14 protein-coding genes are annotated in these 24,436 nt (G+C 39.4%); 5 read left to right on the top strand and 9 right to left on the bottom strand.

Features of this window, described 5'->3' with window-relative positions:
* Positions 1-102: 102 nt before the first annotated feature.
* Both Q0252_RS02375 and dnaE read right to left on the bottom strand, forming a co-directional pair.
* Complete coding sequence (locus Q0252_RS02375) at positions 103-678, bottom strand: response regulator transcription factor (protein WP_297983311.1); 576 nt, start codon at positions 676-678, stop codon at positions 103-105.
* Between the two features lie 255 nt (positions 679-933).
* Positions 934-5,601 carry a DNA polymerase III subunit alpha gene (gene dnaE, locus Q0252_RS02380; protein WP_297983313.1) on the bottom strand — a complete coding sequence of 1,556 codons (4,668 nt, stop codon included), beginning with the start codon at positions 5,599-5,601 and terminating at the stop codon, positions 934-936.
* 204 nt (positions 5,602-5,805) lie between these two features.
* Here dnaE and Q0252_RS02385 point away from each other — a divergent pair, with 204 nt between their 5' ends.
* Both Q0252_RS02385 and Q0252_RS02390 read left to right on the top strand, forming a co-directional pair.
* A complete protein-coding gene (locus Q0252_RS02385; protein WP_297983315.1) occupies positions 5,806-7,866 on the top strand; it encodes a S8 family peptidase in 2,061 nt (686 codons plus the stop codon).
* 89 nt (positions 7,867-7,955) lie between these two features.
* Positions 7,956-10,028 (top strand): thiamine pyrophosphate-dependent enzyme, encoded by a 2,073-nt coding sequence (locus tag Q0252_RS02390; protein ID WP_297983317.1) that lies wholly within the window; start codon positions 7,956-7,958, stop codon positions 10,026-10,028.
* A gap of 83 nt (positions 10,029-10,111) precedes the next feature.
* Here Q0252_RS02390 and Q0252_RS02395 read toward each other — a convergent pair whose 3' ends face one another.
* From Q0252_RS02395 to Q0252_RS02415, 5 genes are all read right to left on the bottom strand, one after another.
* On the bottom strand, positions 10,112-11,455 hold the full coding sequence (locus tag Q0252_RS02395; protein ID WP_297983319.1) for an ammonium transporter: 1,344 nt from the start codon (positions 11,453-11,455) through the stop codon (positions 10,112-10,114).
* Between the two features lie 333 nt (positions 11,456-11,788).
* Positions 11,789-13,375: a calcineurin-like phosphoesterase family protein gene (locus Q0252_RS02400; protein ID WP_297983322.1), complete on the bottom strand. Its 1,587-nt coding sequence runs from the start codon at positions 13,373-13,375 to the stop codon at positions 11,789-11,791.
* Between the two features lies 1 nt (position 13,376).
* A complete protein-coding gene (locus tag Q0252_RS02405; protein ID WP_297983324.1) occupies positions 13,377-14,117 on the bottom strand; it encodes a glycerophosphodiester phosphodiesterase family protein in 741 nt (246 codons plus the stop codon).
* Positions 14,118-14,122: 5 nt separating this feature from the next.
* Complete coding sequence (locus Q0252_RS02410) at positions 14,123-15,571, bottom strand: SusD/RagB family nutrient-binding outer membrane lipoprotein (RefSeq protein WP_297983326.1); 1,449 nt, start codon at positions 15,569-15,571, stop codon at positions 14,123-14,125.
* Between the two features lie 6 nt (positions 15,572-15,577).
* Positions 15,578-18,550 carry a SusC/RagA family TonB-linked outer membrane protein gene (locus Q0252_RS02415; protein WP_297983328.1) on the bottom strand — a complete coding sequence of 991 codons (2,973 nt, stop codon included), beginning with the start codon at positions 18,548-18,550 and terminating at the stop codon, positions 15,578-15,580.
* A 244-nt stretch (positions 18,551-18,794) separates the two neighbouring features.
* Here Q0252_RS02415 and ligA point away from each other — a divergent pair, with 244 nt between their 5' ends.
* Positions 18,795-20,795 carry an NAD-dependent DNA ligase LigA gene (gene ligA, locus Q0252_RS02420; protein ID WP_297983330.1) on the top strand — a complete coding sequence of 667 codons (2,001 nt, stop codon included), beginning with the start codon at positions 18,795-18,797 and terminating at the stop codon, positions 20,793-20,795.
* 176 nt (positions 20,796-20,971) lie between these two features.
* Here ligA and Q0252_RS02425 read toward each other — a convergent pair whose 3' ends face one another.
* Positions 20,972-21,439 (bottom strand): hypothetical protein, encoded by a 468-nt coding sequence (locus Q0252_RS02425; protein ID WP_297983332.1) that lies wholly within the window; start codon positions 21,437-21,439, stop codon positions 20,972-20,974.
* A 10-nt stretch (positions 21,440-21,449) separates the two neighbouring features.
* Complete coding sequence (locus Q0252_RS02430; RefSeq protein WP_297983333.1) at positions 21,450-21,866, bottom strand: hypothetical protein; 417 nt, start codon at positions 21,864-21,866, stop codon at positions 21,450-21,452.
* Positions 21,867-21,991: 125 nt separating this feature from the next.
* On the opposite strand from Q0252_RS02430, the gene Q0252_RS02435 reads away from it, so the two are divergent.
* Positions 21,992-24,001: a heavy metal translocating P-type ATPase gene (locus Q0252_RS02435; protein ID WP_297983335.1), complete on the top strand. Its 2,010-nt coding sequence runs from the start codon at positions 21,992-21,994 to the stop codon at positions 23,999-24,001.
* A gap of 77 nt (positions 24,002-24,078) precedes the next feature.
* Positions 24,079-24,399 (top strand): hypothetical protein, encoded by a 321-nt coding sequence (locus Q0252_RS02440; protein ID WP_297983338.1) that lies wholly within the window; start codon positions 24,079-24,081, stop codon positions 24,397-24,399.
* Positions 24,400-24,436: the final 37 nt, after the last annotated feature.

Below are 24,436 nucleotides of genomic sequence, written 5' to 3' on the forward strand. Positions count from 1 at the left end.
CAACTTTTTCTTTTTCCAAAACATTGAAGATTGGAACTGCAATAAAAAATCCGCCCCAATTTTTATTGTGAGACAGATTCTTTTTATTTATTAAGTGAAAATTTAATTCACAATATTATTTTCCAAAGAAAACTTCACCAATTGCGAGGTACTATGAACATTAAATTTCAGCATAATATTTTTGCGGTGAGAATCTACTGTATGCGTGCTTATAAACATTTGATCGGCAATTTCTTTGGTTCTAAAACCTTCACAAATGAGCACTAAAACTTCTTTTTCACGGTTGGTCAGTTCATCAGAAAGAGTAGATTTTTTTTTATTTCCTCCAACGTTACATATAAAATTAAAGAGCCTTTCCTTTGCAGCAGCATTAATAAATACTCTACCTTCAGAAACCTCCTTTACAGCATGGGCAACATCTTTTCCTTCAGATCTTTTTCCCAAAAACCCTTTAATATTGTGTTCAAATAGTTTTTTGATAAATTTAGGATCTGTAGATCGGGAAATTACAATAACTTTTAATGCAGAATTCAGAAGCTTCAATTTTTCCAGCACACTGAAAATCTCTATAGACCCAAAACGGTCTGCACTCATAATCAGCATCATATTTTGCTGTACAGTCAACTCTTTCAGTGTTTCTTCATCGTAAGCCTGATGCACCGGAAATTTAGTTTTCAATCCATGAAGGCTTATAAAATTTCGCATAGACTCGACAAATAAACAGTGATCATCATAAATGACGACTTCGGTTTTCATCTTAATTCGTGTATTGTGGTTTTTAGTTGAATAACATTTGTTATCTACACCAAAAATACATAAAATGTACTAGCAAAAGTATTATTAAATGAAAAAGGGGTATTTTCCTATGCTATGAATATTCAAAAAAAGAGACTGAATTTATCAGTCTCTTTTGATTTTTTAAAAAGTAAAATTTTAGTTTAAAAAGATTTGATATTTGCTTTGCTCACCAAAAACTTTAAGAAGATTACCATTCAAATCCACATTTGCTCTCATGGAATGAAGCTCCAAATGGCTTTCGTCCAAAGGATTTCTCACGTAGAAATGCATTTTGTTTTCGCCTTTGTTTTCATCCATAACTTTCCTGAAAAACTCTAAATCAGATTGGCGAAGATCATTAACATCCATAACCACCGTCATGCTTTTCGCAAATTTTTCAAACGCTTCTTTGAGTTCGATTACATCTACGACATTTAAGAAAACTCTTCCTTCATTAATCGTCGTTCCGTCTTTGTCTTTTTTGCCACCAACAACCGAAAATTTAATCTTTAAAATCACAAAACGCTGAACATCCAGTTTGTCGCGAAGCCTCAAATAATCACGGTCTCCCAATCTGAAACTGTAACTTCCGGAATAATCTTCCAAAGTTACAAACGCCACTTTTTCTCCTGAATTTCTGCCGTCGCGAACAATGTATTCCGTCACCAAACCGGCCACCATAAATTCTTTAGCTTTTTCGTTGAAGCGTCTTTTCTCGTTGTAATCTTTGATGTCTTCGAACAGTTTAATCTGTTCCGTTCCAAAGTTTTTATCACGGAATGCATCGATTTCATCCAAATTTAAGAAGTTGAAATTACCGCGTGCTTCTACATTTTTTTGAGACTCTTCCTCTATCATTTCGCCATCCTCTCCAATTTCCAAATCCACCACTTCTTCTTCGGTTTCATCATCTTTTTCAATTGGAACAACTACATTTTCCACCGGAATTTCTTCTTCTTTTTTGCCTTCCAAAATTTCTTTTCTTGAAAGTGCACCCTGGATAAACTGATACTGATATTTGAACTCATCCAAAGGATGTGCGGAAAGGTAGAAACCGATAATTTCCTTTTCTTTGTTGAGTTTATGCATATTTGGCCATTCCGGAGCCGGAACAATTTTCGGCGGTTCAATTTTTACCTCATCCGCAAAATCGGCAAATAGCGAATTTTCCACCTCGTTTTTATTATCCTGAAAACTTTGTCCGTAACGCAAAAGCTTTTCAATATTGGTTCTTCCAGTTGTATCAATGTCAAAATATTGTGCACGATGATATTGGTCGATTTCGTCAAAAGCACCTGCAACAACCAGCGATTCCACTACTCTTTTGTTGATTTGTCCGCTCGGAATTCTTTCAAAAAATTCAAAAATATTGTTGAATCTGCCGTTTTTTCTAGATGCAACGATCGCTTCGGAAGGACCTTCACCGATTCCTTTAATCGCACCCAATCCAAAACGGATTTGCCCTTTATCATTCACCGCAAATTCGTACTGACTTTCATTCACATCGGGTCCCAAAACATCAACACCCATTGCTTTACAGTCCTCCATAAACATGGTGATTTGCTTGGTATTGTTGATGTTGTTACTCATCACACTTGCCATATATTCCGCAGGATAGTTGGCTTTCAAATATGCTGTGTGATAAGCAATTAAGGCATAACAAGTGGAGTGCGATTTGTTGAATGCATATTCCGCAAACGCTTCCCAGTCTTTCCAGATTTTATTGAGTTTGGTTTCGTCGAGATTATTGGACTTGCCGCCTTCAATAAACTTCGGATACATCTTGTCCAGAACGTCTTTCTGCTTTTTACCCATCGCTTTTCTCAAAGTATCGGCTTCACCTCTTGTAAAATTGGCCAGTTTTTGAGAAAGCAACATTACCTGTTCCTGATACACCGTAATTCCGTAAGTTTCAGCAAGATACTCCTCGTTTTCAGGTAAATCATAAACAATTTCCTCAACGCCGTGTTTTCTGTTGATGAAGTTTGGAATGTATTTTATCGGACCCGGTCTGTAAAGTGCGTTCATCGCGATTAAATCTGCGAAAACCGTAGGTTTCAGTTCGCGCATATATTTTTGCATTCCCGGACTTTCATATTGGAAAATCCCCACCGTTCTTCCTTCTTGGAATAATTGATAGGTTTTTTCGTCATTTAATGGAATATCATCGGGATTAATATCAATTCCGTGACGATCTTTTACGAGTTTTATCGCGTGTTTGATGATGGTTAAAGTTCTTAAACCCAAAAAGTCCATCTTCAGCAAACCGGCATTTTCCGCTACGGAGTTATCGAACTGCGATACCAGAATATCGGCATCTTTTGCCGCAATAGTAATAGGAACCAAATTGGAAATATCTTCGGGAGTAATAATCACACCACAAGCATGAATTCCGGTATTTCTAATCGCACCTTCCATTTTTTTGGCTGAATCTAAAACCGCAAACCTAGAGTCGTTCGGATTTTCGAGAATAGATTTCATTTCATCCGCCAAAATCTTGTCTTCCGGAGCGAGTTTATTATATTTTGCAAAGGCTTTCGCAATATTCATTCCCGGAGTTGAAGGAATCAATTTCGCAATATTATTTGTATCTGGAATTGAAACGTCCAACACTCTTCCTGCATCTTTTATCGCCGATTTTCCTCCCAAAACGGAATACGTGATAATTTGCGCCACGTTCATTTTTCCGTATTTTTCTACAACCCATTTAATGATTTTATCACGGCCTTCATCATCGAAATCAATATCAATATCGGGCATGGAAATCCTTTCGGGATTTAGAAATCTCTCAAAAAGTAAGTCGTATTTTATGGGATCTACATTGGTAATTCCAATACAATAAGCAACCGCAGAACCTGCCGCAGAACCACGACCGGGACCAACCCAAACGCCCATATTACGGGCTTCGTTGCAGAAATCCTGAACAATTAAAAAGTAACCAGGATAACCTGTATTTGCGATGACTTCAAGTTCAAAATCCAAACGCTGTGATATTTCAGGCGTAATTTCGCCGTATTTTGCTTTCGCACCCTCGTAAGTTAAATGCTTCAAATAGGCATTTTCACCCCGTTTTCCTCCATCTTCTTTATCCAAATCACTCTGAAATTCTTTGGGAATGTCAAAGGCAGGAAGCAAAACATCACGTTTTAAAGTATAAGGTTCAAATTTTTGTAAAAATTCGGTGTAAGCTTCGAAAGCATCTGGAAAATTGCGGAAAGCGATTTTAATTTCGTCGGCATCTTTTATGTAAAATTCCTGTGTAGGCAAACCTCTTCTCTTCCCAAAACCTTTACCAACAGGGCTTGACAGTTTTTCGCCGTCTTTAATACAGAACAAAATATCCTGAATGTTGGCATCCGATTTTTCGGTGTAATACGTTTCGTTTTGTGCGAGAATTTTCACTTCATATTTATCTGCAAATTCCAGCAAAACTTCGTTCAAATGCTCTTCTTCATCCACATTATGGTTTTGAATTTGCACATAAAAATCTTCCCCAAAAGTATCTTTCCACCATTTAAAAATTTCTTCTCCTTTCTGCTCTCCAAATTCCAAAATAGTATTTGGAATATCGCCGTAAGTTCCGGCAGTTAAAGCAATTAAATCCTCTTTGTATTCCGCAATCATTTTGCGCGAAATCCTTGGAACACCAAAATAATATCCGTTCACATATCCCAAACTAGAAAGTTTTGCCAGATTTTTATATCCGTTGAAATTTTTCGCCAGCAAAACCACCTGTGTTCTTCTGTCGGGGTCGTCTTTTGTGAACTGTTTCTGTTCGGGACGGTCGGAAATATAAAATTCACAACCCAAAATCGGAATGAGTTCCTTTCGCGGCTCGGTTTCAGAAAATTCTTCTCCTTTTTCAGCCGCTTCTTCTTTTTTGGCTAAATATTCTTTGTATGAATTCTTGATTGAACCATTCGCCTTTTCAACTTCCGAAACGAATTTGAAAGCGCCCATCAAATTCCCTAAATCAACTAAACCGACCGCCGGAAAATCGTTTTTCAATGCCTTTTTCACCAAATCACCCAAATCCGTCGAACTTTGAAGGGACGAATAAATGGAATGGTTATGAAAATTGAAATAATCGCCGATTTCAACTTCAACAGTATCGCCAAAATCAACAGTTTTCTTTTTCTTGGAAGCCGCTACCTGTCTTCTGATAACGATTCCGAAAGGCTTAATGGGATTTGGATGCAGCTTTCTGAAATTCTGAACTACATCTTCAGAAATATCTAAATCTCTGGCTTCAATAACGCCAATTCTCAGCATTTCGAAGAAAACCTGCGCAGTTGCATTTACGTCAGCTGCAGCGTTGTGCGCTTCATCAAATTTATGTCCGTACAGTTTCTCGTAAATTTCTTCCAGTTTCGGACTTTTGAATTTTCCTTCTCTTCCACTCGGAATGGCGCAATATTCCGTTCCGAAAATCATCGTGTCGGCTTTCGGAAGTTCCTGCAAATCGTTTTCAACCTGCTTTCTGAAAAATTCAGCGCCAATAATTTTGTAATCGAACTCTACATTTTGTCCAACTCCGAATTTGGCTTTTTTCAAAACTTCGTTGAATTCCTTCAAAACCTCCTCCAAATCACGTCCTTCTTCATTCGCAATTTTTGTAGAAATCCCGTGAATTCTACTCGCATTAAACGGAATATCATAACCTTCCGGCTTAATGATATAATCCTGATTTTCCACCAGATTTCCGTTTTCGTCGTGCAGTTGCCACGCAATTTGAACCATTCTTGGCCAGTTTTCCGAATCGGAAATTGGGGCATCAAAATTTCGTGGTAAACCTGTAGTTTCTGTATCGAATACTAAGTACATATTTTTAGAATCAAGAGCCAAGAGCCATGAATCGAGACTTTGCAAGGGATTGCTTCGTTACACTCGCAATGACGAAAGCCGGCTGTTATTTTTGGTAAAAGTAGAGGAAAAATTCAATAAAAAAAAGTTGGATTTTCAACAAATTCAAAATCTCTTTCTACTGTTGATTTTGTTGTATCTTTGCACCGATTTTAACATATTAAGATGAAAAAATACTTTATTGTTTTACTTACTTTAACTTCTACACAGTTTATTTTTTCACAGAAAAATGAAAAACTGAACGATGTATTTCAAGCACAGCAGCAAAAAAATATTGCAAAATATGACGCGCTGAAAAAAATAAAAGACAGTACATCAAAATCTTCAGAACTTTTCCGCAAAGCAATTTCCAGTATAACCAACACTAATCAGCCAATTTTTACCGGAACAGAAGACGTAAGAGCAAATAACTCCAGCAATATCACAGCAATTCGTAGCGGTGCTGTAACAGGACTGAACGGTTTTATTCCAGATGGCACTAACCTGAACATCATGGTAATGGATGGAGGAAAAATTTGGGAAAAACATAATGAATTTGGTGGACCGTCTGTATCACCTTTAAGAGTAATTGATAAAGAAAATAATGAAAGAGGCTACAGTGCACACAGTACTAATGTGGCCGGAATTTTAGGTGCGCAAGGCAGTGCAGCAAATGCTCTTGGAGTTTTACCTAAAGTCACTTTTAATAACTATTATTTTTACGAAACGTCTTTCGGAAATATGTTTGTAAAGCTCAATAACGCAAATGCTAACATTTCCAATCATTCCTACGGCGTTAATTTAGGATGGGCAAACGTTACAACAACTGGAGGAATCTATGCTAATCCCGGTTATTACTGGTTGGGAGATTATTCCCAGGGATCACAAGATACTTGGTCTGGAGGTTATCATGCAGAAGATCAGAATTATGACATGATTGTCTATTCCAATCCTACAAATATTGTGGTAAAATCAACAGGTAATTATTACGGAATTAAACCTGCAGCCACTGATAAAAAATACAAGTGGGATCCAAACGCAAATGCTTATGTAGAATTTGCTGCAACAGATATTTTACCCGACGCAAATTGCAGTTTGGGCTACAACTGCATAGGATTTGGAGCGCTCGCGAAAAACATTATCACAGTTCAGGCCGCAAATCAACTAACAACTTCAGGAAATCTATATACTACATCTACAGACGTTGTAAAATATACTTACGGAAGTGCAGGACCAAGAAGGGACGGTGGAATTAAGCCGGACATTACTGCTGTTGGTGTTTTGGCATATGTACCAAATTACACTAACTCCACAACCTATAGCGGTTACGCAAATGCTACCGGAACTTCCATTGCAGCACCACAAATTTCCGGAATTGCGGGAGCATTAACTCAAATTCAGCAAAACTTGAGCGGAAATTCTGCTTTCACTTTCAAAGTTGATGAGATGAAAGCATTGTTAACCCACACAGCAAACGAAGCCGGAAGACCCGGACCGGATGTATGGTTTGGTTGGGGTTTGGCAGATGCTAAAAAAGCTGCAGAACTTTTGATTAACAAAAAAGATAATAAAGTTACTTTTGAAAGAAATACTTTAACATCAGGATCTCCTTACACCAAACAAATCGTTTCTGACGGAACACCTTTAAAAGCAACTATTTCTTGGGTTGATCCTGCCGCAGTTCCAGTTGCGGACAATCTTATCGCGACAGATTTATCATCAAGAATCATCAACGATTTGGATTTAAGAATTGTTGACACTTCAGATAATAGTGTTTATTATCCTTGGAAGTTGGACAATACTAATTTCAACGCGAATGCCATTAAAGGAGATAATACGGTCGACAATGTAGAACAGGTTTTGATTGACGCTCCTGTTTCAGGCAGAATTTACAGAGTGGAAGTTACCAACAAAGGTACATTGGTGAATGATAGCGGAAATGCAACTCCTTCTGCATATGCTTTAATTATCACAGGTTACAATCCCGATGCGGTTTTAGCGGCATCCTATACAGATTTAGCAAAAACAATTGCAGTTTATCCGGCGAGAACCAAAGATTTCGTAACCGTAGTTATTCCGGTAAAAGCTTCAGAGATTTCGGTTTATGATATGAGTGGAAAACAAGTTTTAAGAACTGCTGCAAAATCTACTCAGTTGGTTGATCTTTCATCTCTTTCAAAAGGTGTTTATATTTTCAGTATCAAAACAGAAAAAGGGACAGTTTCCAAAAAAATTATTAAAGAGTAAGATCTTTGTAATATATCATAAACGCTGACTTTTTTAGTCGGCATTTTTTTTTTGAGAGCACAAATCAAAAAATATTATATTTGGCTTCTATGGAATTGAATACCAAAGAAAAAGTTTCGCAACATATTTTACTAAAGGCCTACAACCACATGATGCTTGCCAAAGCAATGGCAGACATTTATGAGGAAAACAGAAATATTACCAAATACGTTCACTCAACTTCGAGAGGACATGAAGCCATTCAGTTGGCAACAGCGTATCAGTTAAAAAATTCTGATTGGGTTTCTCCATATTACCGCGACGAAAGTATGCTTTTAGGAATGGGTTTCGAACCTTATCAACTTATGTTGCAGCTGTTAGCAAAATCTAATGACCCTTTTTCAGGAGGTCGTTCCTATTATTCTCATCCATCCAATTTGGATGAAAATTATCCAAAAATTATTCACCAAAGTTCCGCAACAGGAATGCAGGCGATTCCAACGACCGGAGTTGCACAGGGCTTGAAATACATTCAGGAATTCAATATTAAAAACTTTAATGAAAACCCTGTCGTAGTATGTTCCTTGGGTGATAATTCCGTTACAGAAGGTGAAGTTTCGGAAGCATTTCAGTTTGCAGCGTTGCATCAGTTGCCCATCATTTTTCTCGTTCAGGATAATGAATGGGGAATTTCTGTAACCAAAGAAGAAGCAAGAACTTCCGACGCGTATGATTTTGCAGCAGGTTTCGTTGGTTTGAACAGAATGCGCATCGACGGAACCGATTTCATTGAAAGTTTCGAAGCCATGAAAAAAGCTTTCGAATTTGTTCGTAATGAGAGAAAACCGATTTTAGTTTGTGCGAAAACTGTTTTGATAGGGCACCATACTTCCGGTGTTCGCCGTGAATTTTACAGAACCGAAGAAGATTTAGAAAAACACCGCGCCAAAGACCCGGGAAATATTTTACGAAATTATCTGCTTGAAGATGGCGTTGAAGAAGAACTTTTAAAGCAAATTACCAAAAAAGCAAGAATTGAAGCTGAAGAAGCGTTACAAAAGGCCATTTCTGCTGAAGACCCAAATCCTTTGACGGTTTCGGAACATGTTTTCGCCCCGACTCCCATTACAGAAGAAGTTGGAGAAAGAACCCCGAAAAACCAGGAAAAAATTGTGATGGTAGATGCTGCCATTCACGCCATTCAGGAACTCATGTACAAACACCCCGAAGCGGTTCTGTACGGACAGGACGTTGGAGAAAGAATTGGCGGCGTGTTCCGCGAAACAGTGACTTTAGGTAAAAAATTTGGCAATAAACGTGTTTTCAACACCGCAATTCAGGAAGCATACATTATTGGCTCAACGGTTGGAATGAGCGCAGTTGGACTGAAACCGATCGTGGAAGTTCAGTTTGCAGATTATATTTATCCCGGAATCAATCAGCTGATTACAGAAATCTCAAAATCCAATTATTTAAGCAACGGAAAATTTCCGGTTTCAAATATTATCCGTGTTCCAACGGGCGCTTACGGAGGAGGCGGACCTTACCACAGTGGAAGCGTGGAAAGTATTTTGGCGAATATTAAAGGGATTAAAATCGCGTATCCAAGCAATGCTGCAGATTTTAAAGGTTTATTGAAAGCTGCTTACTACGATCCTAATCCTGTGGTAATACTGGAACATAAAGGTCTGTACTGGAGTAAAGTTCCGGGAACTGATGAAGCCAAAACAGTAGAACCTTCTGAAGATTACATTTTGCCTTTGGGAAAAGGAAAAATTATTTTAGAAGCTGATGAAAATGAAATTTCCAGAGGCAGAACAATGCTGATTGTAACTTACGGAATGGGCATTTATTGGGCGAAAGCTGCAGCCAAAAAATTTGAAGGTAGAGTTGAAATCATCGATTTGAGAACCTTAATTCCTTTGGATGAAGAACTGATTTTCGAACGAGCAAAACTTCATGGAAAATGTTTGGTTTTAACCGAAGAACAAATACAGAATTCCTTTGCAGAAGCATTGGCGCATAGAATTATGAAAAACTGTTTCAAATATCTCGATGCTCCAGTTGAGGCCCTGGGTTCACTGAATCTTCCTGCTGTTCCTATCAATTTAATATTAGAAGCTGAAATGCTTCCAAATCCAGAAAAAGTAGCAAAAAAAATTGAAGAGATTTTGAGTTTTTAAATTTCCTTAAAAATTGAGCAGATTTTAGCTGAAAAGATATGGATTTTTGCAATCTGCGGGAGGCATTTTATTTTCAGAAATTATTAACTCATGCATTCATCGTGTTGCGATAAGTCCAACCCGATTTCCTCAGATTTTTCGGTAACTCTTAACGGAATTATGGCGTCTGTAATTTTATACAGAATCAAAGCTCCAAAAAAAGTAAACGCAGAAACCAAAAGCAATGCTGCAATGTGATGAGCAAAAACGCCAATTCCGCCGTGAAGCAGACTTGCATCTTCACCATGTGCAAAAACCGCAGTGAGAATCATTCCCATAATCCCACCAACACCGTGACACGCAAAAACATCAAGAGTATCATCTATTTTCTTCAACTTTTTCCAGTTCACCATTAAGTTGGAAACAATGGCAGCCGCAAAACCAAAGAAAATACTTTCAGAAATACTTACAAAACCTGCAGCCGGTGTAATCGCAACCAAACCCACAACTGCACCAATACAAGCTCCCAAAGCAGAAACTCTTCGCCCATTAATTCGGTCAAAAAATATCCATGTCATCATCGCCGAAGCTGAAGCAATCGTCGTTGTTCCGAAAGCCATCGCAGCAGTTGCATTTGCTGCCAAAGCAGAACCTGCGTTAAATCCAAACCAACCAAACCACAACATTCCCGTTCCCAAAATTACATACGGAATATTCGACGGTTCGTGGTGTGGATTTTTCCGACTTCCCAAAACTAATGCTCCTGCCAATGCAGCAAAACCTGCACTCATATGAACCACCGTTCCACCTGCAAAATCTTTGACGTGAAAATATTTATTCAAAAGTCCGTCGGGATGCCAAACCATGTGACACAGCGGTGTATAAATCAGCAAACTGAACAACACCATAAACAGCAGATACGAAATAAAGCGAACTCTCTCCGCAAAAGAACCCGTAATTAAAGCCGGCGTAATCACGGCAAATTTCATCTGAAAAAGCGCAAACAAAATAAACGGAATCGTAGTAGCCATCGCTTTATGTGGAAAAACACCAACATGATTGAAAAACGGATAAGACAATGGATTTCCGATAATTCCATAATGTTCGCCATTCACAGTAAAACCGCGAGATTCCCCGAACGAAAGTGAAAAACCGACAACCACCCACAAAATGGAAATCACGCCCAAAGCAATAAAACTTTGCAACATCGTAGAAATAATATTTTTCTTCCCCACCATTCCGCCATAAAAAAACGAAAGTCCGGGTGTCATCAAAAGCACCAAACCTGCTGCAGCCAAGATCCAGGCAACATCAGCGCCTACAACATTGTTTTCGCTAAGGAACTCGCCTGAGTTTGGAAGAGGAATTTCAGTTTTCCAGAACAACGCCGCGAGTGAAATCAATGCAATTACCCCAAATGACACAATCCATTTTTTCTCTATTTTCATGTTTTATTATTTATACCCCTGCGAATTTAAAAATTATTTTCAAAAATAAATGCATTTTATTACAATACCCCCTTTAAATTAACATATTAAACAAATTTTTTATAGTTTTTGATAATTTGGTAGATATAGAAGCATGGAAATTTATTTCAGATTTAGAATTTTATGAAATTCACCATCAAAATATATCATACTTCAGAAGCTTAAAATGGTTGACCTCGGTACTGATTAAAAGCTATACCGTGCTGCGCTGTGGAAAGGTATATACAGTAAAAAATAAAAGAAAAACCGGCATTCAGAACGAAAGCCGGTTTATCATTCAGTAAGTGAAAAAATTTAAGGAATAAAGTTGAGATTCTGAACAGAAAATTCTTTACCTGCATAAAAAGTTTTACCGTACATATCGATAGCTCTTACTTCCACCTTATGTCTGCCAATTTTCAGATTCTTTGGGAAACCGGCACTCCATATATGATTGGAAGGTTCCGGGTTAGAAGGCCTTCTGCCCTGGTACAGCTCAGTGGCTGTATCCCATTTAAACACAGAAAGCATATAAGCCGGATCAAGGGTTTTCATGAACTCCATTTTTTTCCAGTCGCCGCCGTCTATTCTGTATTCCACCACGTCATTTTCAGCACCGGTAAAAAAGTTTGCAAATATACGCGCTGAACTTCTGGTCTGTGAGATGACCTCCGGCACGTGAAGCTGAATCATGAAATCTTCAGGTTTACCGGCGACTTTGTAATCAATGCTGTATTTGTTGTCCTTAAAATTCACAAAAGAATAACCCCTATAGGTACCGTCCCGCATGACCGACACCGGAACGCCCAATTCATCCACCGTACCGGAATACCAGTCGCCGGAAGTGGTACCCATATTGAGTTCGTGCAGGTTTTTCACGCCTTCCCAGCCTTCGCCTTTGCCATATAAAATCTGGGTTTGCTTGTGGGTGTGTGCCGACATCATCAGTACATTTTCAAACGGTTTCAAAATATCGAACAGTTTTTGCCTGTCCTCCATTCTGAAATGGTCATCACCTTCACGCTCCGGTTTCATCTGGATGTGGAATGAAAGTACGACAAGCTTGTTTTTATCCACCAGTTTGAGATCATTTTCTATAAATTTAAGCTGGTCTTCGCGGAAACCGCCCCAATAACCTTTGCCATCGCGCGGATCCGGATACAAAATATCATCCAGGATCAGGAAATGCACGTTCCCATAATTGAATGCATAATTGTTGGGTCCAAAATTAGCCTCGAATGTTTCATCCGAATATTTATCTTCCTTCGATTCGTAATTCATGTCGTGGTTGCCCATGACATTGTACCAAGGAATACCGATTTCCTTCACCGCATTTTTATAGGATTGGTGGAGGCTAAGGTCATCACCCACCAAATCACCCAAACTGATTCCGAAAACCGCATTTTTCTTATTGTTTTTTACTTCATTGATAATTCCTCTTTTGAAATAATCAATTTCCTGCTCACTGTAAGGTTGCGGATCGCCAAAAACCAGAATCTGGAAGTCTTTTTGCTCCTGTTTTGCATACAGCGGAAAATTCACCTCTTTCGGCAATGTGCCAGTAGGCGATACACCTTTATACTTGAAATTATCCGGTGAACCCTCAGGTTTAAAATTATAATAAAACTCAGGCAGGTTATGGCTTCCAATTTTGGTTTGATAACCGGTTGGTTTTATCACAAATACGAGATTATCACCATACAGCGGCAGCGAATAACGCCCGTTTTCATCTGTTTTTGTCACCTCAATACCGTTTGATACCGCCACATTGGCGATAGCTTTTTCGTTGCGGTCTTTTATCGAATTTTTGTTGCGGTCGTGGTAAACATATCCCGAAACGGAAGACTGTGCTATTGCAAAAGCTGAAATTAAGACAGCCGGAAAGATTAATTTAATTTTCATCTTATTTATTTTTAAATTGAGTGGGAATGTCTGTCGTAACAAAATCAATTCCCGCATTTTTCAGTTCAAGGTAAACAGATTCATCATTGACGGTCCAGGAATTGGTAATCAATCCAAGATTTTTTGCTTCTGAAATCCAGCCTGGATTTTTCTGAAGAATTTTAAAATTATAATCAAAACCATCAATTCCCAAATCTTTTAGCTGTTGCGGTGTGAGGTCGCCGTTAAGATACTGCACCGTTGCATGGGGCTTAAGCTTTTTAAGTTCTTTGCAAATATTCAAGCTGAAAGAAATGAACTCACACTGCGCCTCAACACCGTATTTTTCGACTTCTTTCAAAACTTTTTGAACCAGTTCATTTTCGAGTTCAACAGATTTTGCAGGCTTTAATTCTACAATCAGTTTCACAGCGGCTACTTTTCTTCCGGCTTTCAAATATTTAGCAAAAGTTGGGATTTTTTCACCGTTTTTCAGTTTTTGAGTTCTGAGTTTTGAAAAGCTGGTTTCAGAAATTTCCCAACCGTTGATATGTTCATCATGATTCACAACCAATTTGCCGTCTTTTGACATCCTCACATCAAATTCTGACCCGTAAAATTGCTTCTGCTGGGCGTTCTTGAGTGAGGAAATAGAATTCTGCGCAGAATTTTCAGTCTTCCAGTATCCGCGGTGCGCAATGATCCTGGTTTGGGCATTACAAAATACTGAGCTGAAAATCAGTGTTACCAAAAGTGCTTTCATATCTTCTATTTATCCCACCAAACTTTAGTATTAATGTCATCACTACCCATACTTTGCACTGCCAGATTATAGTTCTCTGAGTTGAGAAGTCTGCTGTTCGGAGTGTACATAAACCTGGAAGGCATTTGAGCATTATTCAGAAGTCCACCGTTATTCTGCAGTTTTGGGAAACCGGTTCTGCGGTACTCATACCACGCCTGCTGATCCACAAAGAACAAAGCGATATATTTCTGCATCATGATACGCTCTAAAGTCCCGTCATACGCTACTAACGGTTGTGCTAAATATGTCGCCGGCATTGTAGAATCCCATTGCTCTACAGAGGCTTTCACGCCGTTCTCATAAAAAGTTTTGGCATCTCCGGAAACAATTCCTTTCAAAGCAAGCTCCGCAAGGATAAACTGCAGCTCCGAATAACCAAGAATCTTGATCGTTAAAGGAGTTTTAGCTAAATTCTGATTTAAGTTGGAAGGTGTATAATCGAAAACGGTTCCAGCTTTGTAACCGGACGGAATTCCTTTGTAACCTATGTCTTTGTTATTTAAATCTCTTGCTTTGGAGAAGAATTTTGAAAGACGCGGATCCTTGGTATCATTGAGGTATCTCACAAAAAAATCTGCCGCAGCCCGTCCCGTCGTGAAATCCTGCGGCCTTGCGATGGGTGCGTCAAACGGCGCTGTACCGCTTGCCTTCACAAAAGCGCTTTCTGTATTGCTTTCGAAAACCGGGTATTCGGCGGAATTGTTTGCAATTTTTTTTATCCTGTTTTTTACATCAATTTCACCGTCTCTGTACAAAATTCTTAACAAAAGCCTTAATGATAAAGTGTTGCAGAATTTCTTCCATTTCAGGATCCCGGCAGCATCTGTTTCTGCGCTGTAAAGCTGGTCATGGCCTTTCAGCTTTTCTGCAGTATTGAAAAGTTTATTCGCCGCATCCAAATCATTTAATAATTTTAAATAAACATCCTTCTGTTTGTCGAATTTTGGCTTTCTGATTTCCTCATCAAGAGCATTGGCCTCGGTGAAAGGAATATCGCCAAAACTGTCCGTAAGGTTTGCATACCCCCACGACTGCAGCACCAACGCAACGGCTTTATTATTGTTGTCGCCTTCCTTTTCTGCAAGAATTAACATTTCACGAATTTGCTTCAGCCATTTGTAAGAATGATTCCAGTAACCAACTCCGGAATTTTCAGTAAGGTAATATCTGCTGTAAGTATTTCCTTCATTTGGAAAATCAAGCGAATACTGCATCACATCGAAAGTAAAATCATTTGCACGCAAATAGGCCTGACTTGCCATTTCAAATAGCGCAGGATTCAAAAGCTGTCCTGATTGTACCTCCAGAACTTTTGATGTATCAAGATTCAGCTCCTCGAAATCTCTGGTGCATGAGTAAGCGACATTAAGCAGTGCAGCCGCAAGAAGAATTTTAACTATATTTTTTTTCATTTTTTATTAGAATTTTACATTGAAATTTAAGCCTACTGTTCTGGTAGAAGGAAGCGCGCCAATATCCACGTCCGGTGTAATGTCGGAATTATCAAGAGTTGCCGCTTCCGGGTCAAAAATTGGGAACTTGGTCCACATCCAAAGGTTTTTTCCGTAAAGAGAAATGCTCATCTCCCTCAGTTTCATAGACTCGGTGATGGCTTTCGGGAACACATATCCTATTCTTGCGTCCCTAAGTTTGATATAGGAAGCATCGAAGGAATTGGTTTCCACATTGGCTCTCCTGTAGTAATCTGAGTAATATTTACTTACTAGAATTCTGGTAGTATTCGGCGAGTAAGAGCCATCGGCATTCTGTACCACACCTTCGCCGACCATCATTCCGTCTTCACTGTCACGGTATTTCAGGGTGTGCGCGAGTTTCCCCTGTTCGGTCATCTTGTGGTGAGTTTGGGAGTATACGATGCCTTTGTACTGCCCGTCAAAGGAAAACTGGATTCTTACATTTTTGATCTGGAAACTGTTTTCGATACCGGCTTTCCAAAGCGGAAAGGCATTACCGATCTTCGCCATCTGAGTGGATTTTGCGGTAAGTCCGTCAGAACCCCAAACCACATTTCCCTGAGGATCACGCACCAGATTATAACCGTACATATCCCCAAGTGAACCGCCTACTACGGCATTAAAATACACCGCGCCGCCTACACTGCTGTAGTTATAGCCCAGCGGCTCCTCTTTAAATTCATCCGGGATTGATATCACTTTATTTTTGTTGGTAGCCCAGTTTGCCGCTATACGCCATGTGAAATCTTTTGATTTGAAGGGGAGGCCTGTCAATTCCAGCTCTACCCCTCTGTTTCTAACTTTTCCACTGTTGATCAGCTTCCTGGAGTAACCGGACTCTACCAGAACCGGGATCCCAAAAACTTCGTTTTCAGTATAATTATTATAGAACGTGAAATTGAAATTCAACCTGTTTTTCAATACCGCCACATCTAAACCTGCTTCGAGATTCGTGTTGATTTTCGGTTTAAGATCAGCATTGAAAAGTAAGGCATCCATCGTATAGGAATCCTCGTAATCTGACGGACTATAATATTTTGTCAAACGGTAGGGCGAAGTTCCAAATCCTGATCTTGCATAGGACGATCGCAGCTTCAGCAAATCCACCTTATTCAGATCCATCAAATCTGAGAGAATAACACTCGTACTCACAGAAGGATAGAAGAATGACCAGTTTTTTCTCGGCAAGGTACTGGTCCAGTCATTTCTTGCCGTTATATCTACAAATATGGCTTTAAAATATTGCAAATTGATAAGCCCGTACATACTGTTCACTTTATAATTGTACGGCATTGTCGGCTTTACCTGAAGGGCTTTTGCATTTTCGAAAGTATAGATTCCTGGCACTATAAGTCCCACAGCGTTTCTACGGTCAGTTTCAGATCTGGTGTCTCTCATACTTCCTCCCGCAGAAATTTTAAAATTCAGATTTTTAAATTCTCTGTTGTATGAAAGCAATAAATCATTATTAAAAACCCTGTCGTTGATATGCTGCTCAGAATAGTAACCTTCCCGGTAGTTGGCGCTGCTCCACGGCCTTTTCTGTGCGCGGTCTTCTACAGTATATTCTGCCCCGGAACGGAGCATAATCTCGAAATTATTATTGAACTGATAATTCAGGGTAATGCCGCCCAACATATTGTTTTTGTTGATGGCATTGGTCATTTCATAGGCAATCATGTAGGGATTATCGATAAATGAACTGAAAGGGTGTATCTGATCTTCCTGATATTTTCCTTTTTTCCAGATCGGGCGGTACCACGCCAGATCAATATTCGGATTCTGGAAAATCATAAAATAATTGAGCGACTGGTTATTGTAGCCTGTTGCAGGTAAATTATCACTATGGGTATTGGAGAAGATGAATTTGGCAGTAGCCTTAAGTTTATTGAAATTAAAGCCGAAGGAATTATTAGCCGTAAACCTTTCAAAGCCTGTATTTGGAACGATCCAGTCATTATCCGTATAATTCAAGTTAGTTCTGAAATTGAATTTCCGCCAGCCAGCCTCCAATGAAATGGAGTTGCTGAAAATAGTTCCCACGTTGAAGAATCCCTTCACATTATCTTTATATGGCTTCCAGAGCCTTCTTTCTGGGCTTTGTCCTTCCACATCCGGATCGTACTGAAAATAATACTGTCCTTCGAATTTCGGTCCGAACGCACTGCTCGTACTTCCGGTATTTACACCATCTTCAGAGGCACCGTAAGAATAATAATATTTGCCACTTTTGTCGCGTGTCTGTGTTCCCTGTCCGTATTCGTACTGCCAGTCCGGCCATTTTAGAATACTTTCAAAACTTGAATTGGAATTATAACCTACGATCAACTTACCGTTTTTACCTTTTCCCGATTTTGTGGTGATCATGATCGCGCCGTTTGCGCCTCTTTCACCATATAAAGCTGCTGCGGAAGCGCCTTTCAGCACGGTTACAGATTCTATGTCTTCTGGATTTATAGCATTCAGAATATTGCCGTAATCCACCGGTAAATCTCCGCCTGCGCCCGCACCATAAGCTGCAGAACCCGTACCTTTGGTAAGCGTTTGGTCAACAGGAATACCGTCTATCACGATTAGGGCAAAATTATCGCTGGCACTCATGGAGGTTTCCCCTCTGAGTTTTATCCTTGCAGTTTCCAGAGGCCCGGCAGAAGCTGTAAGCACTTTCAAACCGGCAACTTTACCTTCCATGGCTGTCGCCCAGTTGTTATACTGAGCCTTCTCGAAGGCTTCTTCATCTACTTTTTTGGCTGAGAAGCCCAACGCTTTCTGTTCCCTCTTGATCCCCAAAGCTGTTACTACCACTTCATCGATTTTTCTTTCCGTAATGGTATCAAGTCTGCTTTGCGCTGCCGTTTCTACGGCAACAGTGCCGGTCAATACCAAAGCAATAATGGTTTGTAGTTTCCTTTTCACTTTTTTCTTTATAAATTTTGCGCAAAATTACCATGACAGCATTAAGATATCATTAAACGGGGATTAACTTATTTTAACAAATACATGAACTGTAAATAAATTAAATATTAAACACCATCATAAAACGCTCGTACTCAGTTAATATATTATGTTAAATGTTCTTAATAATTAAACTGATCATCAGCCCAAATTTCTTTATATATTAGAGCCAGATTAAGTACTTTTGTGAAAAGACTACTAAGCAATGTCCGACCATATCCAAGAAAAAATAGAGCAGCTCCGCGAAGAACTTCATCAGCACAATTACGATTATTTCGTTAATGACGAACCCACGATTTCCGATTTTGAATTCGATGCGAAACTGAAAGAACTTCAGGCTTTGGAAGCGCAACATCCCGAATTTTTCGATGCCAACTCTCCTACTTTGCGTGTTGGCGGTGGAATTACGAAGAATTTTCCGACCGTTCAGCATCAGTTCAGAATGTATTCTTTGGACAATTCCTATGATTTTAACGATTTAGAAGACTGGGAAAAGCGGATTTTTCGCACTATTGACGAACCTGTAGAATTTGTTGCCGAATTAAAATACGACGGTGCCTCTATTTCTATTTTGTACGAAAACGGAAAACTTTCGCAGGCGGTAACGCGTGGCGATGGTTTTCAGGGCGACGAAATTACAGCCAATGTCAGGACGATTTCGGATGTTCCTTTGACGTTGAAAGGCGATTTTCCTACTAAATTTTATATGCGTGGCGAAATTTATTTAACCCGTAAAAACTTCGACAAAATCAATGCTGCGCGTGAAGAAGAAGGTTTGGATCCGTTTATGAACCCAAGAAATACGGCTTCCGGAAGTTTGAAAATTCAGGATTCTGCGGAAGTGAGAAAACGAGGACTTTCAGCGGTTTTATATCAGTTTGTCGGCGAAGATTTACCCGCAGAAACGCATTGGGAATTGCTGGAAAAAGCGAAAAGTTGGGGTTTCAAAACTTCGGCGCAGGCAAAACTATGCAGAACTTTGGACGAAGTGAAAGATTTCATCAATTATTGGGATGAAAAACGCCACGAACTGCCTTTTGAAATTGACGGTATTGTTTTGAAAGTCAATTCGTTGGAACAGCAAAAACAACTCGGTTATACTGCGAAATCGCCGCGTTGGGCAATGGCTTATAAATTTAAAGCCGAAAAAGTGGAAACCGAACTGCAAAGCGTTTCATATCAGGTCGGAAGAACCGGAGCCATAACACCTGTAGCTAATTTGAAACCGGTTTTGTTGGCTGGAACTGTGGTAAAACGTGCTTCGCTTCACAACGAAGATATCATTAAAAAACTCGATTTGCACGAAAATGATTTTGTTTTTGTAGAAAAAGGCGGTGAAATTATTCCGAAAATTGTGGGCGTCAATACAGATAAAAGAAATCCAGAAAATTCTGAAATTCACTATATTAAAAACTGTCCGGAATGCAGAACTGAACTCGTAAAAATTGAAGACCAAGCCATCCATTTTTGTCCGAACGAAATGCACTGTCCGCCGCAGGTGATCGGAAGAATGATTCATTACGTTTCCCGAAAAGCCTTAAATATTGAAAGTTTGGGACAGGAAACCATCGCCCAACTCTACCGCGAAAAACTGATTGAAAATCCTGCTGATTTTTATGTTTTGACGAAGGAACAACTGCTTCCTTTGGAAAGAATGGCGGAAAAATCCGCGCAGAATATTATCGACGGCATTGAAAAATCCAAAGAAATTCCGTTTGAGAAGGTTTTGTTTGGAATTGGCATTAAACACGTCGGCGAAACGGTGGCGAAGAAGTTGGTGAAGAATTTCGCCACGATCGAAGATTTGAAAAACGCGACTTCCGAAGAACTTTGCCAAGTGGAAGATATAGGACAGAAAATTGCGGACAGCATTGTAGAATTTTTCAAAAATCCGGAAAATAACCTGATGATTGAAAGACTGAAATCTTATGGTGTACAATTAGAAAAAGGTGAATCTGCCAACGAAGTCTTAAGCAATGTTCTTGAAAACAAAACCTTCCTTTTCACCGGAAAACTCTCACTTTTCACACGAGAACAGGCCGAAGAAATGGTGGAAAAACATGGTGGTAAAAACATTTCGGCCGTTTCCAAAAACCTGAATTATCTCGTGGTTGGCGAAAAAGCCGGAAGCAAGCTGAAAAAAGCGCAAGACATCGGCACGATTACGGTTTTGGATGAACAGGGATTTTTGGATTTGATTGGGTAAATGTGTTTTTAGTGCTTGAACACTCCGCCTTCATCGCATCGCTCAGAATCTATCCCCTTAAAAAGAGGGGATTAATACAACAAAACGCACCCAAAAGAGTGCGCTTTGAAAAAAAGGGCGGCATCAATTATTTATAGAAATTAGGAATTTCCATAGAAAGCCGCCCCAATATTTGATTAGTTTGGTACTTTAACGCCAAGTTCGTAAAGGTTACCTCGCATTAGGAACTTAATTCTTTCTCGGGTGGTCACGGTGTTTACTTCTCCGTTTTTCATAACGATGATACGGTCGCCGGTAGCGATATTCTGGTCATCAATCCAGTCTTCCGGTGCCACATCATCTTCACGTTCTTTCATCTCTACCAAAATGTCCTGCGCCATTTCCTGGAATCTTTCGTCTTCCGAGTAAATCACTTCGTATTCTGGATCCAATCCTACGCGGAAAGGTTTATGGGAAGCAATAAGCTGCGCTTTGTCATTCGGCATTGGGTTGTCGGAACCGTCGGTAAAACCGACCTCAATCAGTTCACCACCGCTTTCTCCGGCGTATTTCACCGCATCTTCATAAGTTTCAAAATTGGTTACAACCTTATAATCATCGTATGCATACTCTTGCAGTCTTGAATTTTGTTCTGTGTTTTCCATAGTTTAAAATTTACTTTTTATCGTCTGGTTTTATTTCTTCTTTCACTTCGCGCCATTCGTTGTCTTTCAGGTTGCCTTCGAGTTTTTCTACTTTCAGCATCTGGCGTAGAATTCCGAAAAGCGTCATATACAGATTCGCTATCCAAACCAACGCAAAAAAAGCGACAACATAACCTCTCCAATCGTCGTAAACGAGTTTAAAACCCGTAAAAATCAGCAAAAAGAGCGTTACATAATGGCTGAAACAGTATTCGCAGGTAAACAGATAGAAAAACTTTCTTTCTGCCAAACTTCGGCTGGTTTTCGACTTTTGTAGGCAGTATTCGCGTGGTTCACGAAAAATTTCCTCGTGCGTAACTGTCCACGCCATACACGCAACAGGAAGCGCGAGTAGAAGTAAATTTCCAACCTGATGTGCCAATTCCATTTCAATACAAATTTAGTTTTGAGAAGTGCTATTTGTTTTACAGAATTTGGGTTTCCTCGTATAAAATTTTTAGATGAACTGAAGAATTGCGGGAAACTTGCTAATTTTGATAAAAAAGTAAACAAATGTCGAAAGAATGCTGCTCTGTTGAGGAAAAACCGGTTCAAAAAATCACTAAAAATCATCACGATGAACATGATGGTCACGACCATTCGCATGAACATGACGAACATGGAGATGACCACGACCATTCTCACGACATGGATGGAAAATCAACTTTCCAACTGTTTGTTCCGGCGATTATTTCTTTCGCGCTGTTGATTTTAGGTTTAGCAATGGATTATTGGCTTAAACCTGATTGGTTTTCAGGTTGGATTCGATTGATTTGGTATGTTGCAGGGTATATTCCTGTTGGTTTGCCGGTGGTGAAAGAAGCTTGGGAAAGCATCCGTTACAGCGATTTTTTTTCTGAATTTTTGCTGATGACGATTGCCACGATTGGCGCTTTTGCGATTGGCGAATATCCGGAAGGAGTTGCAGTGATGTTATTTTATTCGGTGGGAGAAGCGTTTCAGGGAATGGCCGTGCAAAGAGCGAAAGGAAATATTAAAGAACTGTTGGATTCACGACCGGATGAAATTACTATTCTTTATAATGATATTCCGAAAACCATTAAAGCAGAAACTGCAGAAATTGGACAAATTGTTCAGTTGAAACCAGGCGAAAAACTGGCTTTGGATGGAGAATTATTGTCGAAATCCGCTTCATTTAACACAGCGGCTTTGACCGGTGAAAGCAAACCCGACACGAAGAAAAAAGGCGATGTTGTTTTGGCGGGAATGATTAATTTGAATTCGGTTTCAACTGTGAAAATCAATACAGAATACCAAGATTCCAAACTGTCGAAAATTCTGGAAATGGTTCAGAATGCGAATTCGCAGAAAGCACCAACAGAATTATTCATCAGAAAATTTGCAAAAATTTATACACCGATTGTTGTTTTTCTCTCGATTGGAATTGTCATTTTGCCCTATTTTTTTGTCGAAAATTATGAATTTAGGGATTGGCTGTATCGTGCTTTAATTTTTCTGGTAATTTCTTGTCCGTGTGCGTTGGTGATTTCGATTCCTCTGGGATATTTTGGAGGAATTGGCGCAGGAAGCCGGCACGGAATTTTGTTTAAAGGCGGAAATTTCCTGGATGCTTTGGCGAAAATTCAGAATGTCGTGATGGACAAAACCGGAACGTTGACGGAAGGGGTTTTTAAAGTTCAGGACGTGAAGTTTGAGCCAGGAACGAACCAAGAAATGATGATGAAATATTTGAATTTGCTGGAAAGTAAATCCACCCATCCCATTGCAACTGCCGTTCATGAATATGCCGGAAAAATCGACCATTCTATTCAAGTCGAAAATGTGGAGGAAATTGCAGGTCATGGTTTGAAAGCCACAGTTCAGGGAAAAGAAATGTTGGCCGGAAATTTCAAGTTGATGGAAAAATTCGGAATTCAGCACAATTTTAATCATCAAAGCGTTTCGGATACTCTGATCGCTGTTGCTTACGGCGGAAAATTTGTCGGTTATATTTCGATTTCAGATAAAATTAAAGGAGATGCAGCTTTAACCATTCAAAAACTCAAAAATTTAGGCGTAAAAACTACAATGTTGAGTGGTGATAAAACTGCAGTTGTTCAGGAAGTCGCTAAAAACTTAGGCATTCAGAATTATTTTGGTGATTTGCTTCCGCAAGATAAGGTGAATAAAGTCAAGGAAATTAAATCCAAAAATGAAACCGTTGCCTTTGTTGGCGATGGTGTGAATGATGCGCCTGTTGTGGCTTTAAGTGACGTTGGAATTGCAATGGGCGGACTTGGAAGCGATGCAACGATTGAAACTGCTGATGTTGTCATTCAGGATGATAAACCTTCGAAAATTCCGATGGCGATAAAGATTGGTAAGGAAACCCGAAAAATTGTGTGGCAAAATATTATTTTGGCTTTTGGTGTGAAAGCGATTGTGCTGATCTTGGGAGCAGGAGGTTTGGCAACGATGTGGGAAGCCGTTTTTGCAGATGTGGGTGTGGCTTTGTTGGCGGTTTTGAATGCGGTAAGGATTCAGAATATGAAGTTTTCTTAGAAAGTAAAGTTGCAGATTCGTAAGTTGTGATGTCGCTAAATGTGACGCCTAACTTGTACTTTTGAAAGAAATCAATTATGAATTCCTTAGACTATTTTAACCAGTTAATTTCAGAAATTCCTGATGCAAAAGAAGGAAAAATGTTTGGCTGTTTATGCGCGAAAATGCCCAATGGAAAATCAGGAATGATGTTGAAAGATGATGACCTCATCATTAAAATTTCTGCTGAAGATGCTGAGAAAAATGCCTTTAAAATTTTTACCCCAATAGAAAACCAACCAATGAATGGCTGGTTTGTGATTCCGTTTGCGCAAAAAGATTCCTGGAAAAAATTTGCAGAAATTTCTTGCAGCGGCGTAGCGAAACTGGAAAAGAAAGGGCCGAAAAAGAAGAAATAATCCTTAGCAATTCTGAAAATCCATTTAACATAAATTC

The sequence above is a fragment of the uncultured Chryseobacterium sp. genome (assembly GCF_936933875.1).
GTDB lineage: Bacteria > Bacteroidota > Bacteroidia > Flavobacteriales > Weeksellaceae > CAKZIK01.